The sequence below is a fragment of the Flavobacterium sp. FG19 genome (assembly GCF_057809475.1).
Genome location: NZ_JBMDKA010000007.1, coordinates 64,199 through 76,168, shown reverse-complemented (window position 1 = coordinate 76,168; position 11,970 = coordinate 64,199). Strand labels below are relative to the sequence as shown.

Genomic DNA, 11,970 nt, shown 5'->3' with positions numbered 1-11,970 from the left:
AATGAAAAAAAGCTCCAGAGGTGTGACATATTTTTTGCAATTTATGCTATATGCCGCTCCTCCGGAGCTTTATATTGGTATTGGAAACATTTGCCCTATTCTATAAACATGGTGCTTTTCCGAAGCTTACAAAAAATGATCAGTCCCTTTTGAATGCCGTGAAAAACATTTTTAATCCTGAATATACGTTTTATTTCCGTTTTTGTTAATGTAATATTTGCCGCCTTTTGGCCCTGTATACACTTTTTTACCGTTGTACTCGCCCGTAACCTTGTCCGGTGTTTTCGGAGCTTTTTCATTGGTTTCTTTTAAAGTCTTTGTGGCTGATTTTTTTGCTTTGGCTGCATCTTTTTTAGCATCGTCAGCTTTAGCGGTGGCTTTTTTAGCGTCTGCTTTTGCATCATCGGCTTTTGAGGCTGCTTTTTTAGCATCGCTTTTTGCTTTTACCGCTTCTTTATCTGCTGTTTTTTTAGCAGCGTCTGCCGTTTCTTTTTTCGCTTTTGCGGTTTGTTTATCGGCTTCCGCTTTTGTTTTTTTGGCATCTGCCGAAGCTTTGTCGGCTTTTGCTTTCGCTTTTTTGGCAGAAGCTTCTGTCTTGCTCTTAGCCTCTTTTGCAGTGGTTTCCTGCGCATAGAAATTAGTAGATAAAACTACTATAAAACAAAGTAATACAAATTTTTTCATGGTGGTCAGCGTTTAAATTTCTTATTAAAAGTATGAAATTAATTCATACGTTTTTCAGCACCAGTTAAAAATAAGCCCGCAGTTGAACATTGCCGGTATGAATGGCAGTACCGGTCTCACTTTTCCGTCCCTGGTAGTTTAAATTTACGTCCAGAAACTGGGTGATATTTTTTTGTAACAGTAATTTCCATACCAGGTTTTGACCTGCCTGAAGCCCTTCAAGCATTTGAAAACCAACAGACGAAAACTCATTTCCGTTAAATTTATTTTCGTAAAAAGAAAATTCCCCGTTTACCGTCACTTTCTTTTCGCCTGCAAATGAAAAGGATGTTCCCAGTCGGGTTTGAGTTAAAGTTTCCAAATTTCCAATCTGATTTTCTTTATTCTGAAATTCATAAAAGAAATCCAGGCTCATGTTTTTTGAGAACAAATAACTGATTTTAGGTGCCAGCTGGTATCCTTTTAAATCATAATTTTTTTCTTCAAAATCCTGGGAAATTAAATTAGTCTTAATGGTTTTGGTAAAAAAGTTAAACAGCCAGCTTTTTTGATACAAATGAGTGTACTGTATCTGATGTGAACTGTTTTTTACATTTTGAGAACCCACTGAAAGGAGGCTTTTCCCATTATTAATAAGATACGAATAGGTAACAGAATGTTTTTGTCGGCCCCGATTGTAAAACAAACTGTTTCTGAAACTGGAATTTAATCCCAGTATATTCTCCTCTGAAGAATAAAACGGATTGAGTTCTAAACGATCGCCATTACTGCGTACTTTTCGGTCCATAATATACGAAGTCTGGTTATAGAAATACGAAAGCAGTTTTTTAATGCCTTTTTCATTCTGCCACTGCAGCGGATTCAGGATAACTGATTGGGAGAATTTGTTCTGGCTGGTTTTAATATAAATCTGGTTGGGTAAAAAGATCCTGATAAATTTGGCCTGATCCGGAAAAGCGGCGATTTCAAATTCTTCCAGTTCCTGAATACCGTTTCCGTTATAATCATTCCAGGTATAAACACCCTGTCCGGCCGGTACTTCTACATAGGTAAACTCCTGCTGGGCAATTGTCCCCGAGCTGGTTTCATAGGTCGTTCCAATCTGCATAAACTGATTAAAGAAACGGTCATTATATAAAATACGGGAATTTAATGAAGGTTCATTTTCTTTGGATGAATCGGTGAAATCAAGATTCCGGTAACTGGCATAAATGGCTAAATCAGTGGTTTTGTTCTGAATCAGTTTAGACTTTAAATAATACGTCTGCGAATTGTTTACATGCTGTAGAAGTCCGTTTTGTAAACTGTCATTTCTGCGTTGCAGATACCCCAGTTCCACAAAAACTTTGGTGCTGTCGCCGCGTCCGATAAAAGCACCGTACTCAGAAAAACGCTGGCTTATGGCCGAAAACTGATTTGTGGTTTTGTCTTTTTCCTGATTGTCTTCAAACTGCATACTGCCGCCTATCCAGTTTTTGCCAAAATGGTATTTGGTTCGGGTCTGGTTCCGGATGAATTTTGAAGTAGAAGCTGAGGCATCTGAATTCAGAAAACTGCCCTGATTTTCAATCGTCCATTTTTTAATTTTAAACAAAGCCGTTGTGGTATGGCGGGCTCCGGAATAACTTTCGGTAAAATCGAGTTTTTCAAACTGATAGGTAAACAAACCAATATTGGATGTTTCCTTTTTAGCAAATAAATCAAAATTGACACCTGTAACCAATAAACTCTGATTCCCGGAAAGAGTCGTATTTAAATTCCAGTCCCGATTGAATTCAATATTGTACAACCGTTCAACCGATCTGAAATCTTTCTGAACAAACTGATAATTGGCAAAACCGTCTAAAGTCCAGTTTCTTGTAAAGAGACGTTTTTTAATATTGGTTTTAAAAGCGATTCCTTCATTGTCCCCATCATCAATTCCCGAAAACAAGTTTTTGTCATTATTGCTCATGGCAATTTCAAAATCGATCATTGTTTTTTCATTTGGATTGTACTTTCCTAAAAAAGTGGCTACCTGTATTTTCATAGGTGCCACCAGCTGTACAACTGGTTCGTAATTTCCCTGCGGAATTCCGTTTACGGGAGCCACATATTCGTATATTTTTTCTACCGAAGTATTGTTCTGAATAATATAGTTTCCGAGATTATTACCTGTGAGACTAAACTTTACATTGTACAAAACATCAGCGGGATTATTGGAATATTCGTAGACTTCAACAGCATTAACGATCGTTTTTTTATACAGGATTTTATTTTCAGAATAAGTGTCTTCAAAAGCCGAAGGTGCTTTCATTAAATTGATGTCATCTCCGGCCTGACTCAGAACTTGTACTTGTTCTGCCGAAAGATTCTGCTGGAGCGGCTGGTTTTTCATGTCATTTTCAGAATACAGATAACCGCCAAAACTCCAGCTTTTGTTTTCGTGTGTGGCTCCGGCGTACGTCACCAGTCGGTTATAGTTCCTTTCAGAGTACTGGTATTCAACATTAATCCGCATTTCGGAAGTAATGGTAAAAAGTGAGGTAAAAACAATTTCCCCGGCATTGTAATCAATCACATAATCATTGTTTTCACCGCGTTTGAGCAGTACACCATTAACATAGACCCGTTCAGATCCTGAAATGACCAAAACATACAATTCACCATTCTGGCCTTTTAGTTTGTAAGGTCCCTGATTGCCTTCCTGCCCCGTAAAGGTGCTTTTGGCATATTGGCCTTTTACAAAGGAAACCGATGCAAAAACATTCGTTTTGCTCTCTTCGGAACCGAAATCAAAACTGGCCGCAAGTCCCTGTACTTTTTTGTTGAAACTTAAAAATTGTGTTTTTCGGTTTTCCAGAAAAACATCCCCTGCGCGAATGTTCCAGTCATCGCTGTAAAGCTCCATGAAAATATTATCAAACTGATCCAGTTTTTGAGAGTAACCGCCATCCTGAAGCGGAATATTATTGTCCTGAAGGGATGCCCGGAGACTTACTTTGTCGGAGATTTTTCCTGTAATCTGTAAATCTAAATTGGAATTTAAAACGGTATTTTGATTATTTCCAATGGTAACACCCCGCGTAATGCTTCCGGACGTATTTAAACCATCAAACGGAGTTACTTTTTTAGCGGAAGTATTGTCAATTTTATATAATTTCTCGGTTCCCACATCATTGCTTACCACCTGGCTTTCTTTATAAAGACCGTATTCTTTGGTCAGGAAATCCGGGTAATTGAGATAATTAACGATCAGGGTGTCTGAATTTATGGTGAACGTTTCATTTAAAAGAAGGGTTCCTTTTTGAAAGTCTACCTTGTATAAAGCAGAGTCAAGAGGCTGGTTTTTAGTATTTAGAATTTCAAAAAAACCGGAATTGATACTAAAGTTTTCCAGATGAATGGTGTCTTTTACCGCAATTACTTTTTTGGTTTTGTACAGCGATTCCGTATCCTGTGCCATAAGCCCCGAATACCAAAACAGCACCAAAAACAGTAATTTTTTCACCATAAACAATTTAACTCCAAAAAGTCAAAAGTAGTATTTATAATTGTGAATTTCAGACGGATCTATGCCTTCCTGAAAGACGCTCAGTTTATTTTGAAATATTATTCTCATGCTAAATCAATCTTTTTTTTAGCTTTGTTAAGGATAAAATGAACTTAAAATTATGGATACCAGCAAAGAACTTTTATTTTTTTTTAGTGCTTTGGGATCTTTCAACGGAATTATTCTGGGGATTTATTTTTTCTTTTTTACGAAGAAAAAATACCTGACGAATTATTTTCTTGGCGGACTTTTATTTGCTTTAAGTATCCGGATTGGAAAATCGGTATTTGTTTATTTTCATCCCGGACTGCCTAAAATGTATCTGCAGTTAGGTCTTACCGCCTGTTTTTTTATCGGTCCCTGTTTGTACTATTTTATAAAATCAGGAGTTGATGAAGTTCGTGTAATGCCGCGATCCTGGAAACTGATTCTTTTGTTTTGGGGAGTCCTGATTGCAGGCACCGGAATTATCTATCCGTATGAGTATTATCCGGAACTCTGGCGGGAGTATTTTATTCTGATTATTTACTTTCAGTGGTTTGTATATATTGGTTTTTCAGGATTTGTAATGAAAGGCGTTTTCAGGAAAATTTTAAATACCAAAGAAAAGTCCAGTCCGTCTGAATTATGGTTCGGAACCCTTTTTCTGGGAAATTTTCTGTTGTTTCTATTCTATTTCCTTTCTATTATGGGAGCTTCTGCAGCAACCTATATAAGCGGAGCAGTGGTTTTCTCCTTTATTTTATATCTTATTATTTCTGTTTTGTTATACCGAAAAAAAACGGATGATTTGTTTGTACTCCATAATCAGAAGGTTTCCGGTAAAAAAATAGATGCAGCCGAAGCCGTTGTTATAACGAAAAAACTGGAAAGTATCATGAATGAAAAGAGCCTGTATAAAAATCCTAATTTAAGCCTGCAGGATCTTTCGCAGGAAATCAATATTTCAAGCCATCAGCTGTCGCAGTTTTTAAACAATAATCTGGGGAAGAATTTTACCAGTTTTGTCAATGAATTCAGGATAAATGAAGCCTGTAAAATTATCACTTCAAACGATAAACTTACTTTAGAATCGGTAGGATATGATGTTGGATTTAATTCTAAATCGACTTTTTTTGCCGCTTTTAAAAAACATACCGGAACCACACCATTAAATTATCAAATTCAGGGTATTGCAGCCATAAAACAAAGTATCGATTTATAAATCCGTACTCCTGATTTCGCTTTCGGTTACCTCATTTCAGGATTTGAAACTGACTTTTGTCCTCACAAAAAGTCAAATCTTAATCGCTAAAATTTTATGAGGTTTTTAATTCCGGTATTCGTTTATCTCTATTGTTTTCTTTTTAATTGTGTAGAAGCACAAAACATTCAAAAAATTTCTGGTAAAGCCGTCAGCCAGAATAACGAGCTGATGATGGGAACAGCAGTAATTTTATCTGTTCGGGATTCAGTCGTCATTCGGCAGCAGGATTTTTTAGATGGTGTTTTTGAATTGGCCGGGATTAATCAAAAAGAAGTGATTCTTAAACTGACTTCGGTAGAATTTGCAGATCGTTTTTTTCGTGTGAATTTCGCAGGAAAAGAAAATATCGATTTAGGCTTGATTATCGTTTCGAAGCATCATAATCAGCTAAATGAAGTTGTAATTAATAGCGAGCCTTCCTTAATAAAATACAGTGCAGACGGAAATTTGAATGTCAAAGTAAAAGGAACGCTATTGGCCGCAAGTAGTTCTGTAAACGAATTATTGGCAAGAGTTCCAAATGTTGTGGTCGCTGATGGTGAAATTAGCGTGTTAGGAAAAGGAGAGGCGATTATTTATCTCAACGGCATTTTAATCAATTACGAACGTTTTGCGGCTATTCCGGTTTCACAGATCGAAAAAATTGAAGTGATCTCCAATCCTTCTTCCCGATATGATGCCGAAGGAAAAGCCGTAATCAATATCATAACCAGACAAAATGCAGAAAGTGGTATTATGGGAACTGCCAGCCAGCATGTATCGGTTTCTAAATTTGGCGGAACAAGCTACAATACACTTTTGGATTTTAGTTATTCTAAAGGGAAGTTTTCTTTTATAAGCAATTACGGACTGCAGTCAGGCAGAAATCGTGAATTATTATATACCACCAGAGCACGTCCGAATCCGGAAGAGTATATGAAATCAGAACTGACAACCGACTGGAAAAGGAGGTTTAACAATTATTCTAATTTTGGTTTAGGCCTGCAGTATACTTTTTCCTCTCAGGATTATATTTCATTAGCCTATAGTGGCAATGTCAATGATTTGGGCGGTATTACAGAAAGCAGAAATACGATAACCAATAACTCCGGAAGCAGTTTTTATGCTACCGATGTCGACAAAAATGATGTCCTGCTGAATCAGTTTATTAATCTGAATTATAATCTGACCACCAAAAAAGGTTCTACCTTATTTATAGGTTCGCAGTTTTCAAATTACAACCAGACGATACGGGATTTTATTGATGAAAACAGCAGGGTTGAAGAAACTGATTCCGAGAGATATCTGAAAAATAATGTGGGAAGCCGAATTAATATAGTCGCTCTTCAAACGGATTATTCCCAAAAAATAGATGAAAAAACGAAGCTGGAACTGGGGGCCAAGTTCAGCGCTGCGTCTATAAATTCCGGTACCGATTTTTTAGTTTCCGGGAACACTGTTGATTTTGAATTAGATGATAAGCTTTCGAGTGATTTTGAATACAATGAAAAAATAGCGGCTGCCTATTTCAATTACGTGAGAAAGTGGAATGATAAGATTAATTTTTCATTGGGTGCCAGAGCCGAAAAAACAAGTTATAATTTATTTACGAATGCTGACCAGATTCAGAAATTCGAAAAAAGTTACAGCAATTTTTTTCCCAATCTGCTTTTAAGCTTTGATTTTTCAGAAGACTGGAAAGGGCATTTTTCTTATGCTGCGAGAATTACAAGACCAAGATATCAGGCTTTAAACCCGTATGTGATTTATCAGGATCCGTTTACGACTATTGAAGGAAATCCGAACCTGCTTCCGGAAAAAACACATGCTTTTGAAATAGGGACCATGTTCAAAAAGTTCGATTTTAAAATGGGATATACCTATAAAATTGATCCCATTTCGGCGGCAGCTTTACGGGGAGACACGCCAAACAGTTATATTTTAAGAGCTTTAAATCTCGAAAAAGGACATACTTTTTTCAGTTCGCTTTCGAGGTCTTTTAATCTTAAATGGTGGAATTCTGTCAACACAGTTAGTATCAGCTGGCAGAAATCGGTAGATCATTATTATGCATTTGCATTTGCTCCCGTAGAACCACAGATTTATTTGTATACGAATAATACTTTTACTATTCCGAAGCTTTTTAAACTGCAGCTGCTGGCCTGGTATTTAAGTGACAGAAGTTATGGATTGGGAAGCGAAAACAGCCGTTCGACGGTAACTTTAGGAATCGAAAGAAATTTTTTCAAAGATGCTTTAAAACTTAACTTCTCGACAAACGATATCTTTCATAAGTTTATGGTTTCAGGAGATTATAATGTGGGACAAACCCAGATTTATTATCATCGAACCTATACCAGTAATTATTTTAAACTAATTGCATCGTATAATTTTGGAAACTCAAAAAAGACGACCTACAAGAAATCTGAAATTGAACAGACGGAGAATAACAGGGCGAGGTAAAAGAGACTTCGCTTAAAGGTGAAGTCTTTTTAAAAGAGCGTTTTATTTTCGAGCCAGTATTCGCTGTAAAAATTTGCTGTTGTCATTAGCTCTTCATGATTTCCAAACTGACTTATGGTTTTATTTTCAAGGATATAGATGGTGTCGGAGGTGTTTTTTAGTTTGTTCAAACGATGTGAAATAAAAAGTATGGCACATGTCGGTTTTATTTTTTGAAGTAACTGCATCGTAAAATTTTCAGTATTGCGATCCATGGCGGCAGTAGCTTCGTCCAGTATTAAAAACTGCGGTTTTTTATATAAAGCTCTTGCCAGTGCAATAAGTTGTTTTTGTCCGCCGCTTAAATTAATGCCTTCTTCTCCAACTACGGTCATTAATCCTTGCGGGAATTGATTAAAATAAGGTTCAAAACCGTATTGAGCTATAAAGTCCAGTATGTTTTCAGGAGAGTCAATCGTTCCAAGTAAAATGTTATCAATAACGTTTCCATTGAATATGGTAATTTCCTGTGGAATTACACTTAACAAATTTCGGTAACTTTTAAGTTCGATTTCTTCAAGTTTATACTTGTTGTTTACAATGATACTACCGTTTTCAAAATTATAAAAACGTTGTAATATTTGTCCCAGAGTACTTTTGCCACATCCGCTTTCGCCGACAATAGCAGTAAGTTTCCCTTTTTCAATTTCGATATTGAGATCATGAAAAAGTTCGCTTCGCCCGGCAAACCGAAAAGAAAGATTTTGTATATGTACCGCTTGGATTTCGGAAATTTTGATTCCGTGAATTCTTTCTTTTTCTATGGACGCGAATTCGTACATTCGGTTAAAAGCAATTTTAGCCTCATTTACGGGAATTGAAATGAGAGCCAGACTGGCAATCGAAGGCAGCAGTGAACCAGCGATTCCCAAAATAGCCATTAATTCTCCCGTTTTGATTTCTCCATTAAAAACCTGAATGGAAGTATAAATTAAAATACCCATTAAAAAAGCGACGCTGGCCAGACCTGACTGCCAGGATAAGACAATGTTGATTTTTCCGAGATTCAGTACTTTTTCCTGATAAAGGGAAAAAATAGTCTGGTTTATTTGATTGAAAAGCCCTTGCTTATTATCCGTTTTTATAGTTGAAATACCCTGAATACTGTTTATGAAATTACTTTCGTTTTGAGCAAATGCCTGCATCACTTCTTTTTGTGATTTTATAATTTTTGCATTGTTCCGGTACAGTATATAAAAATAAACCGGAAGACTTGCGATAGTGAGCAAACCTAATTTCCACGAATAGGTAAACAGAAAAACAGCAGAGATAATGGTCACTAAAACATCAATAACCAGTGTACTGATGAGTGTTTTGATTACATTTTGTATTCGCTGTGTATCATTCAGTCTGGCAACCAGTTCCCCTGTTTTTCGGGTATCAAAAAAAGGTTTGGGCAGCTGCAGCAGTGAAGAGAAAAAAGTATGATTGATACGATTGTTAAAATCGCGGGTCTGGCGGAGTATAAAATACTGTCTGAGAACAGAAATCCCAACCCTGGCAGAAAGGAGGACTGCCAGCAGAACAATACCTGAAATTAATTTATGAATATTACGGGAAGGCAGAATATCATCAATTAATTTTTGTGAAAACAATGCCATTGCCAATCCTAAACCTGCCACAAATAGGCCTAGTAAAACAGAGATCCAGATTAATTTGGAGTCCTCTTGTATCAGTTCCAGAAACCATTTTTTCTGCTGGTCCTGCTGATGCTTTTTAGTGATAAAATGCATATTAGGTTCCAGTATCAGGCAGGTTTTGGATACCCATATTTTTTCTAATTCCTTTATAGACAGAGTATAAAGTCCTTTTGCCGGATCACCAATTAAAAAGCCTTTTTTTTCGGCATACTGATAACAAACCAGATAATGCTGTAACTGATTTTCTGTTGTTGTATGTAAAATAACAGGCTGTTTATGATCTATAAGAGCCTGAATATCCGCTTCGCAGCCTTCTGCTGTAAAACCCAGCTGATTGGCTGCCTGATATAAACCCAGCATAGTAGTTCCCTGTTGGGTGGTTCCGCTTAATTCTCTGATTTTTTCTAAAGAACAAATACCGTTGTACAGTTTAATGATTGACAATAAACAGGCGGCACCGCAATCTGACTGATCAAGCTGCAGGGTATGGGTTTTCAGAATATGCTTTAAGTTCATTGGAAGTCGTATTCAGTATGTAATTTTTTAAACAGGCTTTCGGGTTTGGTCTGGCCTTTTATTTTTTCGATCAGTTTATGGTCCTTATCGTATAGTACTATACAAGGCAGGGAGGAAACATCAAATGTAACAGTAAAAGTAATTTTACTGTCATGCAGAAAATGGATATTTGTATAATGGTCTAATTGGTAATGCCGGGCAAACTTTTTGATTTGTTCCGGTTCTTCAAATGAAATAAAAATGAGTTCAAAATCTTTAAAAATTGGAATGTTTTCGCGGATCATTTTAGCCTCTTCATTACAATACTCACATTCTGTATTGAAATATATAAAAATAACCGGAACTTCTTTTTTTAAGTTCTGTCTGGTAAAAACAGTTCCGTTAAGATCCTGATAAGAAAATTGCGGAATCATTTTTATATTTTGTGAGATCTCTCTTTTATAGTTTATTTTAGATTTTATTTGATAAATTAGAAATGCTGTAATACTTATGAATACTACTGGTAAGATTGTTTTTACTGCCTTTTTCATATGAAGTACTTTTAGCTGTAGTTAAGTGTAAAAAACATTACAGTGGCAACCCATAAAAAGAGGCCCGGGACATAACTGAAACCGACTATTTTTAACCCATAATCGGTATTAGTCTGGGTAAGTTTTCCAATTTCATACCCCAGATAAATGACATAGAAAAGTTCAAACAAATTAAGCACCTGAAACGGGTAAATAAACCAGGTTTCCAAACCTTTATAGCCTACAATATTTAAAGCTGAAAGAGGATAAAAGTTTTGGATGTCTTCTAAGGTGTAGCTGGTTTGAAAAAAGTAAAACCAGATTAGTTTAAAAACGGGAACTAATAAAAAGATAAACTCTGCTTTTAAAACAAAATTTAAAATGGTACGGAATTTTAGATCTTTATTTGAAAAGAACAAGCCAATGTAGAGAATTGTTGCAATTATGAATGTTTTGACTAATAAAAAAATAGGAATATATATATAACCAAGCCATTCCCATTTTTTTTGGAATTCTAAAAAGTGTTCAATTTGTTTTGTGGTAAGTTGTTCAGAAAGGGAGTGGTAAAAAAGTTTATTAAAATGGATTGTATTTTTAAATAGTTCAGCAATTAGAAGTGAAGCAATACTAAGTATTAGCCATTTTATCAATTGAGATTTCATAATATAATTGGAAGAGTTGAAAAAATACTGATAAAAAATAGATATTAGTTTTTAATTTACGAATTCATGATCTAGTTTAAAAAAGCTGTCTATATAAAGCAGACAGCTTTTTTGCAAAATTTTTGAATGCTAATTTAGTTTTAAAGCTGCATGAGTTTGTTTTCTAAATATTTTGAATTCAATTCGCTCCTTATATTTAAGGTTTTATAATTCCCATAATGTATTTCCATTGTTTATATGATGCAAATGAAGTTAACAAAAGGCCGGCGGCAGTAAATGCCGTACCAAGCAGAAAACCATTTTTTATCATGTAACCAATTAAGAAACCACCAAATCCTCCGCTAACAAATATTAAGTTGAAGTAAAACCATCTTTTAGTGTTTAAAGACATAATATTACTTTTTTATATTTGTTTATTAACACGAAAGGGCGACACCCATTGAACCTATTATAAATGCGGCGGCAAATATACCTGCGCCACCTGTTGCGGCTGTAATAGCAAATGCACCTGCATAAGTTAATCCAAGGCCAATTACTGAAGCAGCGCAGCCAGCTTGATCTCTAGATATACCTCCTTCAAATTTTTCCATCTGATTTAATTCTAATTTTTTCATAATTATTTAAATTTTATAGATTAATATTTTTCAAATTTATAGAGAGAATAAAAAAAGTCTTAGTCTAAAATAGGTTTTTATAGAAT

The 11,970-nt window shown here is 35.6% G+C and carries 9 protein-coding genes; 2 read left to right on the top strand and 7 right to left on the bottom strand.

Translation table 11 applies throughout. From position 1 onward, the window contains the following. Positions 1-171 precede the first annotated feature (171 nt). The gene (locus tag ACODST_RS09055) at positions 172-684 is read right to left on the bottom strand and encodes a hypothetical protein (protein ID WP_488931794.1); all 513 of its coding nucleotides are present in this window, start codon (positions 682-684) and stop codon (positions 172-174) included. 64 nt (positions 685-748) lie between these two features. Continuing rightward, a complete protein-coding gene (locus ACODST_RS09050) occupies positions 749-4,177 on the bottom strand; it encodes a DUF8818 domain-containing protein (protein WP_488931793.1) in 3,429 nt (1,142 codons plus the stop codon). A 160-nt stretch (positions 4,178-4,337) separates the two neighbouring features. On the opposite strand from ACODST_RS09050, the gene ACODST_RS09045 reads away from it, so the two are divergent. Together ACODST_RS09045 and ACODST_RS09040 are read left to right on the top strand one after the other, a co-directional pair. After that, positions 4,338-5,420: a helix-turn-helix domain-containing protein gene (locus tag ACODST_RS09045; protein WP_488931792.1), complete on the top strand. Its 1,083-nt coding sequence runs from the start codon at positions 4,338-4,340 to the stop codon at positions 5,418-5,420. A 96-nt stretch (positions 5,421-5,516) separates the two neighbouring features. After that, positions 5,517-7,904 (top strand): TonB-dependent receptor domain-containing protein, encoded by a 2,388-nt coding sequence (locus ACODST_RS09040; protein WP_488931791.1) that lies wholly within the window; start codon positions 5,517-5,519, stop codon positions 7,902-7,904. Between the two features lie 29 nt (positions 7,905-7,933). Here the strand turns inward: ACODST_RS09040 and ACODST_RS09035 are convergent, their stop codons facing one another. The 5 genes from ACODST_RS09035 to ACODST_RS09015 form a co-directional block, all read right to left on the bottom strand. Further along, positions 7,934-10,099: a peptidase domain-containing ABC transporter gene (locus ACODST_RS09035; RefSeq protein ID WP_488931790.1), complete on the bottom strand. Its 2,166-nt coding sequence runs from the start codon at positions 10,097-10,099 to the stop codon at positions 7,934-7,936. After that, a complete protein-coding gene (locus ACODST_RS09030) occupies positions 10,096-10,629 on the bottom strand; it encodes a TlpA family protein disulfide reductase (protein WP_488931789.1) in 534 nt (177 codons plus the stop codon). Before ACODST_RS09030 ends, ACODST_RS09035 begins: the two co-directional genes overlap by 4 nt. A gap of 11 nt (positions 10,630-10,640) precedes the next feature. After that, on the bottom strand, positions 10,641-11,270 hold the full coding sequence (locus ACODST_RS09025) for a hypothetical protein (RefSeq protein ID WP_488931788.1): 630 nt from the start codon (positions 11,268-11,270) through the stop codon (positions 10,641-10,643). Positions 11,271-11,466: 196 nt separating this feature from the next. Further along, the gene (locus ACODST_RS09020; RefSeq protein ID WP_488931787.1) at positions 11,467-11,661 is read right to left on the bottom strand and encodes a hypothetical protein; all 195 of its coding nucleotides are present in this window, start codon (positions 11,659-11,661) and stop codon (positions 11,467-11,469) included. A gap of 25 nt (positions 11,662-11,686) precedes the next feature. Next, the gene (locus ACODST_RS09015; RefSeq protein ID WP_488931786.1) at positions 11,687-11,884 is read right to left on the bottom strand and encodes a hypothetical protein; all 198 of its coding nucleotides are present in this window, start codon (positions 11,882-11,884) and stop codon (positions 11,687-11,689) included. Positions 11,885-11,970 lie beyond the last annotated feature (86 nt).

What these genes read in the sequence shown, in the direction of transcription:
- ACODST_RS09045 (WP_488931792.1), top strand. Translation starts at nt 4,338, where the DNA reads ATGGATACCAGCAAAGAACTTTTATTTTTTTTTAGTGCTTTGGGATCT.
- ACODST_RS09030 (WP_488931789.1), bottom strand. Translation starts at nt 10,629, where the DNA reads ATGAAAAAGGCAGTAAAAACAATCTTACCAGTAGTATTCATAAGTATT.
- ACODST_RS09040 (WP_488931791.1), top strand. Translation starts at nt 5,517, where the DNA reads ATGAGGTTTTTAATTCCGGTATTCGTTTATCTCTATTGTTTTCTTTTT.
- ACODST_RS09015 (WP_488931786.1), bottom strand. Translation starts at nt 11,884, where the DNA reads ATGAAAAAATTAGAATTAAATCAGATGGAAAAATTTGAAGGAGGTATA.
- ACODST_RS09035 (WP_488931790.1), bottom strand. Translation starts at nt 10,099, where the DNA reads ATGAACTTAAAGCATATTCTGAAAACCCATACCCTGCAGCTTGATCAG.
- ACODST_RS09020 (WP_488931787.1), bottom strand. Translation starts at nt 11,661, where the DNA reads ATGTCTTTAAACACTAAAAGATGGTTTTACTTCAACTTAATATTTGTT.
- ACODST_RS09025 (WP_488931788.1), bottom strand. Translation starts at nt 11,270, where the DNA reads ATGAAATCTCAATTGATAAAATGGCTAATACTTAGTATTGCTTCACTT.
- ACODST_RS09055 (WP_488931794.1), bottom strand. Translation starts at nt 684, where the DNA reads ATGAAAAAATTTGTATTACTTTGTTTTATAGTAGTTTTATCTACTAAT.
- ACODST_RS09050 (WP_488931793.1), bottom strand. Translation starts at nt 4,177, where the DNA reads ATGGTGAAAAAATTACTGTTTTTGGTGCTGTTTTGGTATTCGGGGCTT.